The following is a 19,805-nucleotide window of genomic DNA, read 5'->3' on the forward strand; positions in this document are numbered from 1 at the left end:
TGCTTTTATTGATGAAACAATAAATACACACGACAATACGGAAACAACCTTGAACTTGGTTTTATTGTATCTCATCTGATGAAAAGAGCATAGGGAAAGCACAGATTTCAGAGACATGAAAAGAAATCATCAGTAGGCGTTTGCATGGTCTATAGGAGTAAGAGCCATTTGTGTTAGGTAAGATGCGTATTCAACGATTCTTTTCCCAATCAGCCATTCTGAGTTTTTCAATGGTGCATGTAGAAAAATCTCGCGGCCTGGACGAGAATTGGCTTCAAACATCCAGATAGCACCTAAGTGATCAATACCTAAGTCAAAACCAATTTCGCCAATCAGACCGGGCATTTTTTCATCTATCACACGACTAAGTGCGAGGGCAGTATCAGAGAGCTCTTGCAAAACCTTCAAACGTTTCTCTGCATCAGGAAAGATATCATACAGTGTTTTTACTGAACCACCATGCAGTTGATGGGTTGTGACAGTGTGATCTCCTGAAACTTTTCCAGCAGCGGCTGTAACAGTCCAATGACCATACTTATTTTTATTCGTATGAATTCTAAAATCCAGTGGTTGATTGTCTATTTGAAGAAGCTCAATGCCTTGTTGTGCAATCAAGTCGTGAATTGCACAATCTTCCCGCAGTTTTTTCACGAAATGATCTACGGAATGATATGAAGTGCATTTCCCTTTATTTGAGCAGACAGTGATCCCGTTTTCCGTCTTCTTTAACTGATAAATACCGTCTCCGTGACTGCCGTTTGTTGGTTTTAAATAAATGACATGATGCAGATGAAGGAGTGTTTCTATTTTATTTAAAGCATCAACAGGATCTAATCGTATGGAATGTGGTAAGAAAGAGCTTGTTTTTTCATCTGTTAATAGCTGTTCATGAATGTCCCATTTATTAAAAAAATAAGGGTTGAACCAAGGGATATCGTAGTCTTGAGTGAGTTTTCGTTTTGTTTCTTGAATGAATGCCGACTGAGCAGCCTTTCTATTAGGCAGCCGGTCATAAACAACGGATGGGAGGGGCATCTGCTTTTTTACCCAGCGCTCCTCTTGGTAAAGCAAACCGTCTACTATTCCTTTATCCCAATCGATCGAATGAGTACCAAAAAGATATGCAAAACCAGCATGCTGCCTGCAAGATTGCAGCAGTTTTATAAAATAGGAAGATCTTGCGCCTAAAGGTGCTGTATTTTGTTCGAATCCTGCAGTGAAAATGCCGATGAGAGGTCCTATATAGAGTGTATGTTGAACTAATATGACATCAGCTTTCGTTTTGTATGGAATGAGTAAAGTGCGATAAAGGTCTTCTGATAATAAAATCCTTTGTGATTGATGATGATAGGAAATGGTGAAATCATCTACTAAACAAGAACCTAAAGCAATAGATAAAATTGCCTCCTGCTCTTTAAACTGAGCAGGGAGATGTACTGTTTTTTCACTTGCTGAATGAGGAGCGATGATGTAGCGTTTTCTCTTCATAAGGAACCTCCTTTTCTTCAGCCATCATCGATTTGGCATGTTCAAGTATGGTCTGAATCAATTGATTCTCCCTCTCAGGGTAAGCTTTTAAAAAAGAGGATCGTCCTGGCTTTGATCTTACATTTGAGATGAAAAGTCTGCCTTCATTTGTATGAAGCAAGTCTATAGCGAATTCAATACACGGTGAGAAAGTTTTGTCTATAAACGCTGGAAGAGATGACTGAATGGAGGCAATATCATCTAACAGCAGCTCTTTGATGTGTGGCTTTAATGAGTTTAAGTAGTGATCAAAGGCTACCACATGAATGGAATTTTGTGTATTGCTTAAAAGGCTGTTTTCTACTGATGGTTTTGTATGAATCCCCATGCTATTCCATTGGTTTTGTGAATTTTTTATAAGAAAAATCCTAATTTCATTGAAAATAACGTCTTTTTGATCATTCGTGTTAAAAAATTGAAGGAAAGATCGGCCGATATACTTTTTGCACCAACGCTCAACCTCTTCTGAATGTGAAAAGGTGATGATTTGCTTAGCGTTTAGCTGCACAGTAATGAGTGATTTGTCTCTTAAAGAAATGAAGCAAGAGGGTGCTGCGTGCTGTTGAGAAAGCGGCTGTATTTTACAATATCCGCCCTTTCTGACCAAGTTGAGAAGGTCTGAAGGCTCTGTCAATAGAGAGCAGACAGGTAAGTATGGTTGTAAAGAAGGGAGGAGACGGAGCTGCTCGAATAGCCGCATTTTATTTGAAATTCCAGTATTCAAAAAAACGGTTTTTGGATACTTTTTTAACCAATTCATGATAGGTTTTGCTTTTTTAGATTGTGCGTCATGCTGATAAAGACAACGATCATAAATCAAGTCAGGAATCTGAAATTCTGACGCTTCAAATCCTTTGCCAGTCTTAAATTTTTGACCGTGAATGACATTTGAAGCAGGCTTTAAATCTAGAGGTGAAAAACGAACAACTTCTAATTCAAAAGAAGAGGCTGCTTTGGCAAGCTGATGTGTGAATGCTTCTTCATGCTTCGGAGAAAGAGTGACAATGCCTAGCGTTGACATCATGAAACAACACCTACTTTTCAAATTCATTTTTTAACATCTGAAAAACACTTTTTGTTGATTTTACATAAACTTGGCGTTCCTATATCATTACGACAGATCGTTGTCTCATATGTCACATTGAATGCTTCATTTGCTTGGACTCTTGACAACAACTATAATACGTATAGATAAAAACAATAAACTTCAGGTGTTGTTTGAAAGGTAGATGACGACTTTGGATATATTCACAACGTTTATCTTTATGATTGTGATAGGTGCAGTGATAGGGGCAGCAACAAACCATCTCGCAATTAAAATGCTTTTTCGTCCGTATAAGCCATATTATTTATTTGGGAAGCAGCTCCCATTTACACCGGGTCTTATTCCTAAAAGAAGAGATGAAGTAGCCAAGCAGGTTGGCGTCATGGTGATGGAGCATTTACTAACGCCAGAGGGTATTAAAAAACGATTTGAATCATCAGAGGCAAAGCAAGAGATATTGCAGGCAGTGCACCGATATATTGATAAAGGTGCTGATATGGAAATGACGGTTTTCTCTATGTTAAAAAAATACGGTTTTTCACAGGCTGACGTTAAAGCTGACGCATGGCTTCATCAGTGGACTGATCATAAGCTCCACTCACTGCTTGAAAAGTATGATCAGCAAACGTTTTCTGAGCTGCTACCACAGGATGTAGAAAATAAGCTTGCATCCAAAATTCCAGATGCCGCAGATTATATTTTAAAGAGAGGCATTCATTACTTTGAAAGTGATGAGGGAAAAGCAAGACTCGGTCATATGATAGATGATTTCTTAAAAGAACGAGGAATGCTTGGCAGTATGGTCCAAATGTTTTTAGGGAATTCAAGCTTAATTGATCGCGTGCATCCTGAAATGATGAAGTTCTTAAAGAATGCAGAGACAAAAAGGTTTTTATCAGATCTACTTGTTCAAGAATGGGACAAGGTAAAGCAATTTTCTTTACATGAGCTTGATGAAAAATGGAATGTGAAAGAGCTTCTATTTAGTGTGAAAAAGCAATTGCTTTCACATTTTTCTACAAAGGTGCTGTTAGATAGACCAGTAGGAGTTTACATCAGTGCAGTAGCGGATGATCTTAAGACCAAATTTGCTCCATCTCTCATTGATAAAGGGATTGAAGCCGCATCTAATGCGCTTGAGGGACTGCTCGCAAAGCTCCAATTTGAAGAAATTATTCGTGAACAAATTGAACTTTTCCCGCTTGAAAAAATGGAAGAGCTTGTGATCAGCATATCTAATAAGGAGCTGAAGATGATCACATTTTTAGGCGGTCTTTTAGGTGGATTGATCGGTGCTGTCCAAGCGATTTTTGTCACCTTATTCTAAGGCAAGATCGAGAAATTTCGATGAATTTATTGTATATATGTGAAACGAAAGCCATAGTTTGTTATAGTGGAGTGGTGTCCGCCGATCCATATCGGTGATAACGGATAGAAAGGAGACATAACATGTCTGTAAATCTTTATGATGTTGCATATGACCTTGAAAAAGCACTGCGTCATAGCGAAGAATATTCAGCGTTAAGAAATCTTTATGATGAGGTAAACGGGGATGAGTCCTCTAAAAGAATGTTTGAGAACTTCCGTGACATTCAAGTAAACCTTCAACAAAAACAAATGACTGGGCAAGAGATTACACAAGAAGAAGTAGAGCAAGCGCAAAAAACGGTTGCACTTGTGCAGCAGCACGATAAAATCTCTCAGTTGATGGAAGCAGAACAACGCGTAAGTGTTCTCATCGGTGAATTAAATAAAATTATCATGAAGCCTCTTGAAGAGCTTTATGGAAATACAGAAGAAAATTAATTGAAAGGGCGATCATATTCGCCCTTTTTTTCATTCATATCGCCGCTTGTATATCTTTAAAAAAAGGGTTGTCGAAGCTCGTAAATTCTGCGATAATACTTATTGAAAGTGCTTTCAAAAAGCGCTATCGTGATGAATTGGGTGCGTTCCACTTTGGATTTACGGCGATGAGTCAAATGAGAGAGAAGCGCTTCTGGGAGAAAAGCAAAGCATAAGGGGATATGATATAAGCAATGCTTTGGTGTGTGAAAGATGAGGGGATCATGGGGAGCTTCATCACGCCATTGTTACGCATCCAAACCATACATAAAAAAAAGCCTAGGGGTAGGCTTTTTTTATTTGCGATTGAGGCATAAAACAAGGGCTGCTTCAACTGCATGTTCTAAAGCGCTAAGCTAGGGCATATCCTCATCGTAAGTACAGTCATCAAGAAGGGGGATGCCTCAGTGTCAAAAAAGCTACTTGCACTCAATATAGATGGAACGTTGCTTCGTTCCAATGGGAAAATCCATTCCGCTACAAAAGAAGCTGTGGAATATGTTAAGAAAAAAGGGGTTTACGTGACGATTGTCACCAACCGTCATTTTCGATCTGCACAAAAAATTGCCAAGGCGTTGAAAATACCAACTTCAACTCTTGTGACGCATAGTGGTGCATTTATCGCTGATAAGCTTGATGAGCCGCTCCATGTGAAGAAATTAACGGAAGAGAAAACATTTAATCTTGTGCAGATCCTTGAAAGCTTTGATTGTAATGTTCGCTTGTTACATGAAAAATTCTCAATCGGCAATCGGAAAAAAACACAGTCTCAACTGATGGGAAAAACGTTGATTCATCCGTCTGATCCCATTTTCTATCCCGTTCAATTTGTTGAATCATTAAGTGATATGCTCATGGATGAACCGGTTAGCACACCTGTCATTGAAGTGTATTCGACGGCAGCACTTCAGCCTGAAATCCACACAACCATTCAACAAGCATTCCCATCTGTGGATCTGATTAAGATCAGTGATGAGAAAATGAACATTGTATGCAAAGGGGTATCGAAAGAAGCAGGACTTTCTCTTTTAACTTCAGCACTAGGTTTTACATTAGAAGATACGGTCGTGATCGGTCACGGGACAGACGACATCCCGATGCTTGAGTTAGCTGGCTTAGGCGTTGCGATGGGGAATGCACCTCATTCGGTCAAACGTAAAGCCGATTGGGTGACACGTTCTCATGATGAACAGGGTGTTGCTTATATGATCAAAGAATACTTTAGAATGCAGCAAAGGGAAGGTTTTTTACATCAATTTGATATTAAACGATAATACAGTGAAGGCCCTGTCTATTAAGAAATGGCAGGGTCTTCTTCTGTTCTCTTCATTGCTTTTCCTAGATGAATTTTGTAAAATGAAACAAGTTTGAAGATAAAGGTGATACGATGCGAATTTTAGTTAAAGGGCTGTCTGATGAACGATTTCATCGACCGCTTGTCAATATAGCCAATTTATTCGAAGAAGATAGTGAAGTGCTGTTTGATTCCGGTGAAGTGGATGATGGCCTAGTGATGGTGTTTGATTGGAAAGAAACCCATGGTAGGGTGGAGGCTTCTGGCCATATTGCTGGATCAGATATGACGAGTTGTTTTACAAGAGAGATGCCAGAGGGCTTGAACGATAAAGAGCGCTGGAAGCAAATCAAAAACACTGTGCTGTCTGTTTATTTACATCTGCTTCAGGAATATACAGGAATGACGCAAAAATGGGGGATTCTTACGGGGATACGCCCTACGAAATTACTTCATAAGATGCTGAGAGAAGGCATGACAAAGGAAGAAGCACATGCAGCGTTAAAGCGCGATTACTTGATTCATGATGAAAAGATCCATTTGATGCAGGAGATTGTTGATCGTCAAATCAAAGCCATTCCAGATCTGTACGATCTACAGGAGGAAGTGAGTATTTATATCGGTATTCCTTTCTGTCCAACAAAATGTGCTTATTGCACGTTCCCTGCTTATGCCATTCAAGGACAAGCTGGAAGAGTGGGAACGTTTCTTTTTGGGCTGCATTATGAGATGCAAAAAATGGGCGAATGGTTAAAGGAACATGGGATTAAAGTGACGACTGTTTATTTTGGCGGAGGTACTCCAACGAGTATTACAGCAGAAGAAATGGATTTGCTGTATGAGGAGATGTATCACTCTTTTCCAGATGTGAAACATATTCGGGAAGTCACTGTAGAAGCGGGTCGACCTGATACGATTTCACCTGATAAGCTGGAAGTGCTCAACCGTTATCATATTGACCGGATTAGTATCAATCCGCAATCATATGAGAATGAAACATTGAAAGCGATTGGCCGGCACCATAGTGTGGAAGAAACGATTGAAAAGTATCATTTATCAAGGCAGTATGGTATGAATAATATTAACATGGACTTAATCATCGGGCTGCCAGGAGAAGGGCTAAAGGAATTCCAACATTCCTTGCAGCAAACAGAAGAACTGAAGCCTGAATCTTTAACGGTGCATACCCTTTCCTTTAAGAGAGCGTCTGAAATGACCCGCAATAAGGAAAAGTATCAAGTGGCAGACCGTGAAGAGATCACACGTATGATGGATGAAGCGGTTGCTTGGACAAAGGCACATGACTATCATCCGTACTATTTATACAGACAAAAAAACATTTTGGGGAATCTCGAAAATGTCGGGTATTCGTTAGATGGACAGGAAAGTTTGTATAATATTATCATTATGGAAGAGGTGCAGACGATCATTGGCATTGGATGCGGCGCTGCGAGTAAATTCATTGATCCGCGAACCGGAAAAATTACGCAGTATGCCAATCCAAAAGATCCAAAGTCTTATAATGATCGTTATGAGCACTATACGGAAGAGAAGATTCAGTTTCTTGAGTCATTATTTGTTTCTCACATGTAAACACTGCGGTGACGCAGTGTTTTTTTCATTTGTAAAAGGGTATATAGGAGGTAAAAAGATAAAGCAGGTGTACATATGATGGATGTGATCGGAATTGGGATTGGGCCAGCAAATTTAGGATTGGCCGCTTTATTAGAGGAGTATGAAGATGTGACATGCTGTTTTTTTGAACAGGAAACCGAATTTGCTTGGCATCCTGGTATGCTCATCAAAGGAACGGACTTACAAGTTTCCTTTCTAGCGGACCTTGTGACAATGGCTAATCCAAGGAGCAAGTATACATTTTTAAATTATTTACATGAATCAAACAGGCTTCACCGATTTTATACATTTGAACAATTTGATATCCCCCGGAGAGAATTCAATGAGTATTTATCATGGGTTGCAGGTGAATTAGATAGCTGTCAGTTCGGGATGAAGGTGGAAGAAGTGACCGACTGTGAAGACGGGTATCTTGTAAAAGTTCGGCGGTTGAAAGATGGGGCGCTTTCTGAATATCGTGCAAAGCATGTCGTCCTTGGAACTGGAAGCAAGCCGATGATTCCTGTCGATGTGCCAGAAGCTGCGTTGCCGCATGTGACCCATAGCAGCCGTTATGTAGATCAACAAAAAGAACTTCATGAAGCTGAAACGGTGGCGGTGATTGGTTCAGGTCAGAGTGCAGCTGAAATTTTCTTAGACCTGCTTCAGCATCAGAAGAAAGGACAGCAGCTTTCGTGGTTTACACGTTCAAGTGAATTTAGAGAGCTAGAGACAGCGGAGCTTGGTCAGGAGCTATTTACACCTAAGTATGTTGAATATTTTCATTCCCTTCCTTATGAAGAACGGATGAACACATTGCCTAGACTGGCAGGATTAAGGAATGGCATAGATGCATCGACGCTTTCTCGTATTTATCAGGAATTGTACCATCGCTCCGTTTCAGGAGAAGAGCCTTCTGTACTCATTCAGCCAATGACTGAGCTTGAAGCGATACATATGGAGGATGAGCAGCAGTTAGAGCTGCATTTGAAACAATGGCAACTGAAGAAAGAAAAGAAAATGACAGCCGATCATGTGGTATTGGCTACAGGATATACGCCTAATATTCCGGAATGGTTTAGCGCATATGAACCATTGATTGAATGGGAAAGCGATGAGCATTTTAAAGTGACAGACGACTTCAGGCTTGTGTTTAAAGACAAACGGTCTCATCATTTCTTTACATTCACGAACCTTGATCACTCTCATGGAACAGCGGCGACCAATTTAAAACTATCGATCTACCGCAATCAGAAAGTCATCCGAACCATTCGCGGGGATACGAAAGAACAAGTGAAGCAAGAAACAGCATTTCAGCAATTTGAATTAATATAAAAAGAAGGGCCCCAGCACAGGGCCCTTTTCAATTAAATGGTTGTTTCTCTTTTTACTTTTGGTTTTTCAGTTTTCCATTTGAAGATTTTGTTTAGGATTTGATAGATACGCTTTGATTCTTTCGTCACTAGCGGTCCTAAAATCGCAAGGATTAATACATATAATGCAGCAAATGGCTTCAATGTAGCGGCAAGCCCGCCTGCAATCCCAAGTTCGGCTACAATGATGGAAAACTCTCCTCTTGATACGATGGTTAATCCAATATTAGAAGAAGCTTTATGAGAGAAACCGGCTCTTCTTCCAGCAAACATCCCGGCGGTGAAGTTCCCAATTAAGGTGAGAATGACAGCGCCGATCGCAAGCCAGAAGGCATCTCCTAATGTAAATGGATCAATACTCAATCCGAAGCTGAAGAAGAACATGGCGCCAAAGAAATCTCTAAAAGGAACAACGAGATGTTCAATGCGGTCTGAGTGCTCTGTTTCTGAAAACACAAGACCTAGTAAGAGAGCGCCAATGGCCTCTGCGACATGAATCGTCTCTGAAAAACCAGCCACGAAGAACAAAGCGGCAAAAATGACAATGATAAATACTTCATTTGAACGGATATCGAATAGTTTGTTTAATAGTTTTGGCAGCTTACGTGCGATGATAAAGAAAATCATCATGTAACCAAAAGCGATTAAAATAGATAATAAGGCACCGCCAACGGACGTGGCATCTCCAAGGACAAGACCGGATACGACAGATAAATAGACGGCGAGAAAAATATCCTCAAACATAATAATCCCAAGAATTAACTCTGTTTCAGGGTTCGCTGTCCGTTTTAAATCGACAAGGACTTTGGCGACAATGGCGCTGGATGAAATGGTGATAACGCCTGCCATAATGAGAACTTCAAGGAATCCAAAGCCTGTGATAAACCCATAAAGCAATCCTAAGCTAAAGTTGATCAAAATATAAATAGATCCGCCGACTGCAATGGATTTACCCGATTTTATGAGTTTGCCGACAGAGAACTCAAGCCCGAGGTAGAATAGAAGGAACAGGACACCCATTCTACCAAAAAACGAAATAATCTCGGTGCTCTCGATAAACTTCAAATCAATGATCCCGATGGTTGGTGCATGCGGACCAACAATCATCCCGAGGACAATGAGAAAAGGAATGATAGAAAATTTAATTTTATTGGCGATTAAGCTGGCAATGGCGATGAGAATAAGCGCCGTTCCAACTTCAAAGACTAAATGATCCATTCATCACTCTCCCCCTCTAGAAAGAAAATCACGTATCAATCGCTTCAAGTGTTTTCTTTCGCCTGAAATGACCATCGTATCATTTGCTTGAATTATCGAATCGGCACCGGGGTTGAGTAATTTTTCATTTGTATGTTTAATGATCGCAATGACGGTGACTTCATAATTTTGTCTCACATCTAAATCGCCGAGTGTATGTCCAACCGCTTTTGCGTCTTTTTCTACCTTAAACCATTCAATGATCAAATCATTGAACGCCATTTCAATCGTTTCAAGTGCTTGCGGCTTATACACCATACCGCCAATAATGGCAGCAATTTGCCGGGCTTCAGCATCATCGAGAGAAATGGTGGACAGTACTTCATCTGGATCTTCATCGTCGAAACGATAAATCTCCCGTCTGCCATCATCATGAATCACAATCGTCATCTTTTCTCTATTTCTCGTTTCAATTTCAAATTTCTTTCCAATCCCAGGAAGATCATTTTCTTTAATGTTCATTTTATCCCTCCGAATATGATAGGTTTTGTTTTTCATATAGTGAGTACGGATGAAATAAAATGAATCAGTCGAGGTAATTTGATTGGTACATAATGGGGATTGCACACTTCATTTCTAAAAAACATAAATCAATAGATAACGCAGTGGCTGGTGCAAGCTTTACAAGAAAAGCTTTTGAAGCGCCCATTGATAACCTCTGTTTTAACAGAAGAGATGCGGCATGTTTTTTTGAAAATGGAGGTGTCTTCACAGCATTGATTTCTTCATCATAAATCGATGGAGAAATCAGGCTGAGTGTGCTCGCTTCTGCTTGTGAAGCAAAAACGACATTTGAAAAGGGAGAAAACATGACGATGCAGCTAATCAATATACATATGGAACTTCTTATCAATCATTCTCCCCCTTTCATATGATGTTTTATTTCTTATTTTACTATATAAAAATATATTTCTCGTTTCAACAATTATGCTTATTTTAGTATCAGTTGATCTTGAAATTTTTTGTGTAGAGGAAAAGGAATTGTTTGATGGAAATTGAAGTAAGTGATGAGCTTGAAAAGAAAGAGGGGGAATGGATGATGACATATATCAATTGTCAGGTAGACGGGGATATTTTTGAAATCGTTTTCAATAGGCCTGAAGCGTATAATTCGTTTCATGTTGACATGTTTGCTGAATTGAAGGAAGCGTGTGATAGAGCGAGTGAGAGCAGTGCGAAAATTGTTGTACTCAAGGGGATGGGCAAAGGGTTTTCAGCAGGCGGAGATATTGGCATGATGCTAAAGCAAGATCGTGAAGAAGATTTTCATCGCGTGATGGATTTGATCGAAGGAATTACACTTTCTTTAGCCAGTATGAAAAAAGTGACGATTGCACTTGTCCACGGGGCAGCGGCTGGTCTTGCTTTTAGCTTTGCCCTTAGCTGTGACTATTTGTTTATGCATCAAGATGCTAAACTTGCCATGAACTTTAATGGAATCGGGTTAATCCCAGATGGCGGAGGGCATTTTTTCCTCACCAAAAGAGTTAGTGAACAAACCGCTAAACAATTGATTTGGAGCGGGCAAAAGCTGCCGGCTGAAGAAGCGCTCAAGCTTCGCCTTGCAGACGGCGTGTTTCAAGATGAGGTAGATACTTATCAGAAAGCGTGCGTCAAGCCATTTTTAAATATGCCACTTCAAGCCTTTGTTGAAACAAAGATGATTTATTTTCAGCAGTCAGAATCACAGCTGTTAGCCGTTCTTCAAAAAGAGCGTGCTGCACAAGCTAGACTGAGACAAAGCCGTGATCATCAGGAGGGTGTTCAAGCGTTTTTGGAAAAAAGACGTCCTGTGTTTCATTAAATAGAAGAATGAATGGCCGGCGGATGCCGGCTTTTTTAACGTTCAAATAAAAGCAGTTTACCTGCATCATTGACGAGCCGGTGAGAATGCTTTGTGTATTGTTGTTCGATTAAACGATGACGTCCTAATTCTTTTGCTTTTTCATCACTATCTGTGGTGATTTTTTCGTTTAATAAGGTTTCACCTGACGAATCAAATACAGTCAAATAGTAGGTTTTCTCCATCTCTGATCTTCCCTTTCTTCTTGTTTTTTAATGAATTATACAAGGAGGAAGTTAAAACCTCTTTTTTCACCCCTAAAAATGTGTTTTTTAGAATGAGAGCGATAGAACGTGCATTCGTAAAAACGGCGTGATAAAATATGGACAACTACAGTAACGTACAAGGAGATAGACGTTTGACGAAGCTCACTTTTATTCATGCCGCAGATCTTCATTTAGATAGTCCGTTTGCGGGAATGTCCAATATACCGAACCGAATTTTTAAGAGGTTGAAAGAAAGTACATTTCAAAGTGCCAAGAACATGTTTGAACTTGCAATTGATCGAGAAGTAGACTTTATGTTGCTGAGCGGAGATATATTTGACGAATCGAATCGCAGCCTAAAAGCACAGCTTTTTTTAAGAAATCAGTTTCTTCAGCTACAATCACACGGGATTGAAGTGTTTATTATTTATGGTAATCATGATCATTTAGGTGGTGAATGGACACCAATTGAGTGGCCAGAGAATGTTCACGTTTTTTTGAGCAGTACGCCAAGTGAGCAAGCCTTTTATAGAGAAGGTCAGCTTGTGGCAAGTATTTACGGGTTCAGCTACAAAGAGCGAGCTGTCCATGAAAATATGACACCTTATTATGAAAAAACAACAGATGCCCCCTATCATATTGCAATGCTTCACGGCACTTTAGCAGGTCAAGAAGGGCATGATGCGTATGCACCATTTCAGCTACAGCAGCTTCTAGCGCGGGATTTTGATTATTGGGCGCTTGGACATATTCATAAGCGGGCTCTTCTGCATGAAGACCCAATGGTGATCTATCCTGGAAACGTGCAAGGAAGACATATAAAAGAAACAGGAGAGAAAGGCTGTTATGTCGTTTACCTATCTGAAGATGCTCAAAGAGCAGAGTTTATGAGCTGTTCAGATGTCATCTTTGAGACATTGACAATAGATATCACACATACCGCTCATATGACCGATCTTGTGATACTTGTGGACAAAAAGATGAGTGGACTGAAAGAGAGAGGTGTTCCTCATTTTGTGAAAATCGAACTAACTGGCGATGCTCCTGCTTATATGGAGCTCACGCAGCTTGAAGTGCTTGAGGAGCTGATGGCTGTTCTTCATGAACAGGAGGAAGATGAAGACTTGTTTGTTTGGGTGATGTCGATTGACTGCCGGACACATGAAGATGCCGTCTATCTAGAAGATTCTTTTTTGACAGAACTAACAGCAGAAATTGCCGAGTTTGATGCGTATGATGAGCTGCTTTCACCGATCAAGCGTCATCCAACCTATAGAAAGGCAGGAAGAGCTTTTACAAAAGAGGACGAGATCGATATTAAAGAAGAGGCACAAAGGCTGCTGGCAGAACAGCTGAAGCATTTATGAGAAAAGGAGAGGCATGATGAAAATACGTTCACTCCATATTGCGAATTTCGGGAAATTTTCCAATCAAACCTTCCACTTTTCTGATGATGGTTTTCAGTTAGTTTATGGCCTGAATGAATCGGGGAAAACGACATTGAAGGCGTTTATTGAATCGATGTTATTTGGTTTTTCCAAAAGCCATATGTATAAGCCAAAGCATGGCTCATTTTATGGCGGGTCTCTTACATGTTTAGATGAGGAATTAGGTGTGATTCATATTGAAAGAACATCTGATCATGGCGGCCAAGCTCAGGTGTTGCTGCCAAATGGTGAAGTGAAAGATGAAGCGTTTCTACATGTGATGTTAAAGGGAACGGATCGCAGATTATACCAATCGATCTATTCTTTTGACGTGTTTGGCCTGCAAAATGTACAAGCATTAAATCAAGATCAAATAGGGGAATTTCTACTCTTTTCAAGTTTGTTTGGCTCAGATGCGGCATCCAAAATGGACAGCAGGCTGCTAAAACAGCAGGAGCAGCTTTTTAAACCCAATGGACGTAAGCCTGAATTAAATCAGCAGCTTGATCATGTAAAAGAGTTGTCAGGTAAGTTGAAACAGGCCAAATTGGTAGAAAGTCGTTATACCGAAAAGAAAAAAGAACAAGCTGAATTAACTGAGAAGGTAGAAATGCTTCAGCATGAAATGAGACAGACTGAAGAAGAGATTCAGCTTTTGATGGAACATATTCGACTTTATCCTATGATAGAAAACAAGATAGAGTTAAAAAAAGATTTGGCTAGTTATCCAGAACGAGTCAAACGGTTTAGACCGGAAACTGCGCATGAACTTGATAAATTAGAATCACACCTTCACCCAAAAAAGGCGCAAGTGACGGCACTGAAACAAAAATTAGATCATTTGCAAACGTCGCTCACGCAAGTTCAGCCACTCTATGACAAGGATACGGTATTGGAGATGAAGCGAGTCATAGCTGAATCATCGGATGCTGAACTTTTGAAGAAACGCTTAGCAGAAGGGAAAACAGAGCAGAATTCTTTGAAACAAAAAATAGAAGAAGCATCAGCGAAGCTGAAGTGGCATCGTCCAATCAAGCTTGACCAGCTGGATGATTCACTTGACTTTGAGTGGGAATTAAAAGAGGCTGTGAGCCAATACGTTCGTTTAATGGATAGGAAAACACAGCTCGATGACCGGTTTGATCATGCAAGACATGAGCTGGAAGAAGCGGAAACCGCTCTAAAAGGATTAAAGGAGCAGCCCGTTAAACAGCAAGATGCAGAAGATGTCAGGGGCACAAGGGCTACAGTGAAACAGAATCATTCCAGAGTGTGGTTATTCCCGCTGATGTTCGTGCTATGTGCTGTCATTCTCACGGTCTTATTCGTTTTAGCAGAGAGCTGGGTGACGTTACTGTTTGCAGGATTTTCTGTATTTATCTTGATCGCAATTTATCCAGTGCTTAAACAGACTCAGATGAAGGAAGCAAACGACAGTAACGCCTATCATTCCTTTCAAGTTCAAACAGCTTCAGCTGAAACGCTAGTGAAGCAAAAGGAGCTTTTATACGAAAGAATGATACAGCAATATGAAGACTGGGAGCGGGAACTGGAACCTGTACAGCAGCAAGTAGAAGGTATGAGAAGGCAGCTAGGTTTGTCCTCAGAGCTCTCATTCCTTGTGGAAGCTTTCCATATCTTGAAACAATTAAAAGCGAATACAGCGGCATATGAGGCGCTTAACAAGGAAATAGAGATGCTCACACAGCAGCAATCGACCTACGAGCAAAGAGTTTCAGCGCTCATGAGTCTCCTTCAAAGAAAAGAAGGGACCATTCAAGAGAATATCTCAGCCTTTCAAGAGATATTGAAAGATGAGGAAAAAAGAGAAAAAGAACGTCAGACATTGCACGTATCCATTCAACATGTAGAGCAGCAGCTGACAACATTAGAAGGAGAAGTTCAATATTATAAAAAACAAACGGACGAGCTTTTTCAAAAAGTAGAAGCAGCGTCAAAAGAAGATTATCATGTCCTGTCTCATCTATCCAAAGAATACCGGGAGCGACTGTACAATTTGCAGCAGCTGAACCAAGAGCTGCACAGAAGCGGTTATGTAGATGAGGAAGAGGTCATTGTCCGTAAAGGTTTGCGCACCCTTGAGGAGCAGTGTGCACAAGCAAAAAGACGTCTGAATGACATGCAAGAGAATGTGACGAATATGAAAAAGCGCTTGGCAGAATTAGCAGTAGAAATACGCCAAATAGAAGCATCAGGTACGGTGTCTGATTTGACTCATCAGCTTGCTGTAGAGCAGGAGCAGGCAAAGCACCTAGCGAAAAAATGGGCGGCTATTCAGCTCGTTCGTTCCGTCATTCGAGAGAAACTCAATGAGCATAAAGAAACGAGGCTACCAGCACTCCTCCAAACAGCTTCCCGATTTATTCAGCCGTTAACGAATGATCGATATGAAGTGATTTTATTTTCTGCCGAAGATGACCGGCTGATTGTGAAACGGAGGGATGGACGCCTATTCCGCCCGGAGGAGCTTTCACAAGCAACATGTGAGCAGATTTATCTCTCGATTCGTTTTGCACTTGCTTTGTCCCACCAGCAAGATTGTCAGCTCCCATTTATGATGGATGACAGTTTCGTTCACTTTGATCATGTCCGTCTAGAAAGGGTACTGGAGCTGATGAATGAACTCACTCGTTTTGAAACACAGCTGTTTTATTTCACTTGTCATCATTATATGAAACAAGCAGCGGAAGACGGGCAGATTACGAGTTTAGTAGTGGAATGATTGACAAATTATGACTTATGTTATACTTATATGAGCAGAAACATGGAAGGAGCATTTATTGAATGGCTAAAGGGATCATGACCTATGACGTCGGCGAACAAGTTGACCTGCATTTATTAATTAAATCATCTACTAAAGGGATTGCGAGTAATGGCAAACCATTTTTAACGTTAATTCTTCAAGATCAAAGTGGAGATATTGAGGCGAAGCTATGGGATGCAAAGCAGAATGATGAACTCACATATGCTGCGCAAACCATTGTGAAGGTAGTAGGTGATATTCATCATTATCGCGGAAGGAATCAGCTGAAGCTTAGGAATATACGTCCTGTTGCTGAAAACGAGCAAATCCGCATTGATGATTTTCTAGAAACAGCTCCTATTCCAAAGCACGATATGATGGATACCATCATGCAATATATTTTTGATATGAAAAACCCTAATATTCAGCGTGTCACAAGACATTTGCTGAAGAAATATGGACAGGAATTCGCTGATTACCCAGCAGCTACGAAAAACCATCACGAGTTTGTTTCGGGTCTTGCCTATCACGTGGTATCGATGCTTCATTTAGCGAAATCCATTGTTGATCTATACCCATCACTAGATCGAGATCTTTTATATTCAGGGATCATTCTACATGATTTAGGGAAAGTCAAAGAGCTTTCGGGTCCTGTCTCCACCACATATACAGTAGAAGGGAACTTAATTGGCCACATTTCTATTATGGTGACAGAAATTGCGAAAGCCGCAGAGGAGCTTGGCATTGATTCTGAGGAAATTCTGATTCTGCAGCATTTAGTGCTGAGTCATCATGGAAAAGGGGAGTGGGGCAGTCCTAAACCACCAATGGTGAAGGAAGCCGAAATTCTCCACTATATAGATAATTTAGATGCAAAAATGAATATGATGGATCGTGCGCTTGAGCATGTGAAGCCAGGAGAATATACAGAGCGTATTTTTGCACTAGAGAATCGTTCGTTTTATAAACCAACCTTTCACAATGAATCATCATGATAAAACGCCCGTTTGATGCGGGCGTTTTTTTTCATAACTTGTCTTCTTTTCGCATAAGCATGTAACACAAAGGAAGAGAGATTAGTCCTGAAAAAGGGGGGGAAGACGATGTTATTTTTTCCATGGTGGGTATATGCATGTATCATTGGCATTATTTTTTGTGCCTATAAATTAATGACGACAGCCAAAGAGGAGCAAGAGATTGATCAATCCTTTATTGAAAAAGAGGGAGAAATCTTTATCGAACGAATGGAGCAGGAGAGAGAGCGTAGACGTCAAGGACAGCAAATGAAACGATCACAGGAAACGGCGAAGCATGAGGACCATTCGATTGCATAATCAATAAGAATAAAAAAACCCCTCTACAAGTTCATGTAGAGGGGTTTTTCGTTCATTATTGGTTTGTTGTTTGTTGTGTGGTTTGCTCAGATTTTTCTTTGAATGTATTTTCAAGTTCTTTATCTTTTACTTTCACATCAGCATCTTTCACCAATTTGTTTAAGATCGTCTGAATTTCATTGTTATCTGCTTGTTTTTGATCAAGCAGTTCTTTTTTCAAGTCTGCTTTCATGTCATCGTATTTACCGCGTTCTTCGGTCTTTTTAATGATATGGTAACCAAATTGAGATTTTACTGGTTTGCTGATTTCATTTACTTTTAGTTTGAAGGCAGCTTTACTGAAGTTCTCATCCATTTGGCCATCTTTTGCGAACCAGCCTACATCGCCGCCTTGTGCTGCTGAAGCAGTGTCAGTTGAATATTCAGATACAAGGTCATCCCATTTTTCGCCTTTATCTAATTTCTTTTCTACTTCATCTGCTGTTTTCTTGTCAGCAACTAAAATGTGGCTTGCACGGATTTTCCCTTTTAGGTCATCATAATACGCTTTTACTTCTTTGTCAGTGATTTTGATGTTAGCTTTGGCAGCCTTTTGAGTCAGCAGCTCATATTTTACTTGATCTTTGATGTAATCTTTTCCGAATTCATCTTGAAGTTGTTTTAAACGATCTTCACCAAGTGTCTTTTTATATTCTTCCAATTTCTTATCAATTTCTTTATCTGATACTTTGTATTTGTCAGCAAGAACCTTTTGTTGAACAAGTAGGTTTAAAGCATCTCCACCTGCTTGTTTTTTAAGTGTTGTGTAAAGCTCTTCTTTTGTGACATCTCCTGATTTTGTTGTTGCGATCACTTCTTTGTCACCGCTACTGCATGCGCCAAGAGTTAAAACACTTACTGCTGTTACAGCTGCTAAAGCCATTTTTTTCATTCAAAAAACACTCCTAATCTTTCCAATTTATTTATCATTGCTTGTATCATAACATATTGTGACATGCTGTAAAAAGAAATGCAAATGGGAGGGCATTCGTCTAGTCAAATTTTTGCGACCAACATACACATATATTGATCACAAAAAGGAGGCTGAATTATATGGGAGCAGGATATTCTAATGGGTTTGCTTTATTGGTCGTGCTATTCATTTTGCTGATCATCGTTGGTGCAGCATATCTTTATTAATTAAATCGCTGTTACAGAAAGGAGCCGTCCTGCCATGCGTGCGGGCGGTTCTTTTTTAAAACGATGACAAGTGCCTAAACGTTTTAAAATTTTCTGCATACACTGAGCTTAGAACAGAGGAAGAACTGGCAGGAGGTGTTTTCACATGGGAGGAGAAGTCTTTGCTGGCGGTTTTGCACTAGTCGTCGTATTATTCATCTTATTGATCATTATCGGTGCATCTTGGATTTGCTAATAAATCATCATACACAAAAAGCTGCCATCAAACAGGCAGCTTTTGCTTTGATCTTAAATAGATATGGTAATTTCAACAAATGATGAGATCAGTAAGATCAGTATCGATACATTGATAAAGCGAAACACCTTATCTTGCCGTTCTTCAGGAATCTCTCTGACAAGGCATAATGTATTAGTAAGCCTGTTTATTGAATACACAATAAACGCGGCAAAGACGATGAAGTAAAATAAAACTATCGGAGATCCCCCCTCTCTATGCTATTCCCATACTACATTACCAAATTTTTTATGAAAAAGATAGAAGTTGGCTTTAAAAACCTCATGATGAGGAAGTTGGGTCAACTAAAATATCAAACTCGTCTTGGGCTTGATCAATGATGCATGATTTTGGTGCTTTTAGCAGTTTCCAAGCAAATAAAAAGTCAGGCAAACAATAGCCTGCATGAATACTTGCGATCATGATAAAATAGTGTGCGTACATTGGAAATGCCATTCCTAAAACAAAGTAAACAGGTGAGATGACACAAAACGGGCTGAGCAGTGAGAAAAGCATCACTCTCTTAGGCACGCGCTGCCAGCAATTTCGTTTAAATAACGTCATTTTTTTCTTATGTTTCATGACTGGGATCAAGTGAACCACGCGGTGGACAAGCAATGTCGCAAGTAAAAGCACGACAAAAAGTGGTGCATTGTGACTGCTGAGTCTCGTTTCAGGATGAGTCAGTTGAAAACATAAAAATGCCATAATGAAAAAAAATACAGTAAGACATATGGCTGAAATCATCATTCTCGTATAACCATAATCCTTTTCAAGATTAATGGTCTTCCAACAATTCATTTTTCATCCTTCCAATCTCAAA

Annotated in this window: 21 protein-coding genes; 12 read left to right on the plus strand and 9 right to left on the minus strand. The window is 40.0% G+C overall.

Going from position 1 to position 19,805, the window contains the following annotated elements; all coding sequences use genetic code 11:
* Positions 1–129: 129 nt before the first annotated feature.
* Positions 130–1,488, minus strand: coding sequence for a YheC/YheD family endospore coat-associated protein (locus tag BA79_RS14125; RefSeq protein WP_035703444.1), 1,359 nt, complete (start codon positions 1,486–1,488; stop codon positions 130–132).
* Positions 1,445–2,551, minus strand: a complete 1,107-nt coding sequence (locus tag BA79_RS14130; RefSeq protein WP_035703445.1) for a YheC/YheD family protein — start codon at positions 2,549–2,551, stop codon at positions 1,445–1,447. The genes BA79_RS14125 and BA79_RS14130 overlap by 44 nt, the downstream gene beginning before the upstream one ends.
* Before the next feature lie 214 nt (positions 2,552–2,765).
* Between BA79_RS14130 and BA79_RS14135 the strand changes: the two genes are divergently transcribed.
* From BA79_RS14135 to BA79_RS14155, 5 genes are all read left to right on the plus strand, one after another.
* Positions 2,766–3,899, plus strand: coding sequence for a DUF445 domain-containing protein (locus tag BA79_RS14135; protein WP_035703448.1), 1,134 nt, complete (start codon positions 2,766–2,768; stop codon positions 3,897–3,899).
* A gap of 122 nt (positions 3,900–4,021) precedes the next feature.
* On the plus strand, positions 4,022–4,378 hold the full coding sequence (locus tag BA79_RS14140) for a YlbF/YmcA family competence regulator (protein WP_008348927.1): 357 nt from the start codon (positions 4,022–4,024) through the stop codon (positions 4,376–4,378).
* 446 nt (positions 4,379–4,824) lie between these two features.
* Positions 4,825–5,691, plus strand: a complete 867-nt coding sequence (locus BA79_RS14145; RefSeq protein ID WP_008348923.1) for a Cof-type HAD-IIB family hydrolase — start codon at positions 4,825–4,827, stop codon at positions 5,689–5,691.
* Positions 5,692–5,804: 113 nt separating this feature from the next.
* Positions 5,805–7,304, plus strand: a complete 1,500-nt coding sequence (locus BA79_RS14150; protein ID WP_035703450.1) for a coproporphyrinogen III oxidase — start codon at positions 5,805–5,807, stop codon at positions 7,302–7,304.
* A gap of 75 nt (positions 7,305–7,379) precedes the next feature.
* Positions 7,380–8,660, plus strand: coding sequence for a lysine N(6)-hydroxylase/L-ornithine N(5)-oxygenase family protein (locus BA79_RS14155; RefSeq protein WP_035703452.1), 1,281 nt, complete (start codon positions 7,380–7,382; stop codon positions 8,658–8,660).
* A 32-nt stretch (positions 8,661–8,692) separates the two neighbouring features.
* Here BA79_RS14155 and BA79_RS14160 read toward each other — a convergent pair whose 3' ends face one another.
* The 3 genes from BA79_RS14160 to BA79_RS14170 form a co-directional block, all read right to left on the minus strand.
* On the minus strand, positions 8,693–9,916 hold the full coding sequence (locus BA79_RS14160) for a cation:proton antiporter (protein ID WP_007497140.1): 1,224 nt from the start codon (positions 9,914–9,916) through the stop codon (positions 8,693–8,695).
* Positions 9,917–9,919: 3 nt separating this feature from the next.
* Positions 9,920–10,417 (minus strand): cation:proton antiporter regulatory subunit, encoded by a 498-nt coding sequence (locus tag BA79_RS14165; RefSeq protein ID WP_017366937.1) that lies wholly within the window; start codon positions 10,415–10,417, stop codon positions 9,920–9,922.
* 64 nt (positions 10,418–10,481) lie between these two features.
* Complete coding sequence (locus BA79_RS14170) at positions 10,482–10,808, minus strand: potassium:proton antiporter (RefSeq protein WP_248596543.1); 327 nt, start codon at positions 10,806–10,808, stop codon at positions 10,482–10,484.
* Positions 10,809–10,943: 135 nt separating this feature from the next.
* Between BA79_RS14170 and BA79_RS14175 the strand changes: the two genes are divergently transcribed.
* A complete protein-coding gene (locus BA79_RS14175) occupies positions 10,944–11,759 on the plus strand; it encodes an enoyl-CoA hydratase (protein WP_081827003.1) in 816 nt (271 codons plus the stop codon).
* 35 nt (positions 11,760–11,794) lie between these two features.
* Here the strand turns inward: BA79_RS14175 and BA79_RS14180 are convergent, their stop codons facing one another.
* Entirely contained in the window at positions 11,795–11,983 is a 189-nt protein-coding gene (locus BA79_RS14180) for a YhzD family protein (RefSeq protein ID WP_024719988.1), read from the minus strand.
* Positions 11,984–12,156: 173 nt separating this feature from the next.
* On the opposite strand from BA79_RS14180, the gene BA79_RS14185 reads away from it, so the two are divergent.
* From BA79_RS14185 to BA79_RS14200, 4 genes are all read left to right on the plus strand, one after another.
* Complete coding sequence (locus tag BA79_RS14185; RefSeq protein WP_035703457.1) at positions 12,157–13,371, plus strand: metallophosphoesterase family protein; 1,215 nt, start codon at positions 12,157–12,159, stop codon at positions 13,369–13,371.
* A gap of 16 nt (positions 13,372–13,387) precedes the next feature.
* Positions 13,388–16,174 carry an ATP-binding protein gene (locus BA79_RS14190; protein ID WP_035703459.1) on the plus strand — a complete coding sequence of 929 codons (2,787 nt, stop codon included), beginning with the start codon at positions 13,388–13,390 and terminating at the stop codon, positions 16,172–16,174.
* A 62-nt stretch (positions 16,175–16,236) separates the two neighbouring features.
* Positions 16,237–17,190 carry a 3'-5' exoribonuclease YhaM gene (gene yhaM, locus BA79_RS14195; protein WP_007497151.1) on the plus strand — a complete coding sequence of 318 codons (954 nt, stop codon included), beginning with the start codon at positions 16,237–16,239 and terminating at the stop codon, positions 17,188–17,190.
* A gap of 108 nt (positions 17,191–17,298) precedes the next feature.
* Entirely contained in the window at positions 17,299–17,529 is a 231-nt protein-coding gene (locus BA79_RS14200) for a sporulation YhaL family protein (RefSeq protein ID WP_017360318.1), read from the plus strand.
* Positions 17,530–17,584: 55 nt separating this feature from the next.
* Here the strand turns inward: BA79_RS14200 and BA79_RS14205 are convergent, their stop codons facing one another.
* Positions 17,585–18,460, minus strand: a complete 876-nt coding sequence (locus BA79_RS14205; RefSeq protein ID WP_007497153.1) for a peptidylprolyl isomerase — start codon at positions 18,458–18,460, stop codon at positions 17,585–17,587.
* A 161-nt stretch (positions 18,461–18,621) separates the two neighbouring features.
* On the opposite strand from BA79_RS14205, the gene BA79_RS19195 reads away from it, so the two are divergent.
* Both BA79_RS19195 and BA79_RS14215 read left to right on the plus strand, forming a co-directional pair.
* Positions 18,622–18,708, plus strand: coding sequence for a YjcZ family sporulation protein (locus tag BA79_RS19195; RefSeq protein WP_008361129.1), 87 nt, complete (start codon positions 18,622–18,624; stop codon positions 18,706–18,708).
* A 145-nt stretch (positions 18,709–18,853) separates the two neighbouring features.
* Positions 18,854–18,943, plus strand: a complete 90-nt coding sequence (locus tag BA79_RS14215) for a YjcZ family sporulation protein (RefSeq protein WP_017360317.1) — start codon at positions 18,854–18,856, stop codon at positions 18,941–18,943.
* Between the two features lie 53 nt (positions 18,944–18,996).
* Here BA79_RS14215 and BA79_RS19730 read toward each other — a convergent pair whose 3' ends face one another.
* Entirely contained in the window at positions 18,997–19,182 is a 186-nt protein-coding gene (locus BA79_RS19730; RefSeq protein ID WP_072368131.1) for a hypothetical protein, read from the minus strand.
* An 82-nt stretch (positions 19,183–19,264) separates the two neighbouring features.
* Positions 19,265–19,783, minus strand: coding sequence for a DUF3267 domain-containing protein (locus BA79_RS14220; protein WP_007497155.1), 519 nt, complete (start codon positions 19,781–19,783; stop codon positions 19,265–19,267).
* Between the last annotated feature and the right edge of the window lie 22 nt (positions 19,784–19,805).

It is taken from the genome of Bacillus altitudinis 41KF2b (assembly GCF_000691145.1).
Taxonomy (GTDB): Bacteria; Bacillota; Bacilli; order Bacillales; family Bacillaceae; genus Bacillus; species Bacillus altitudinis.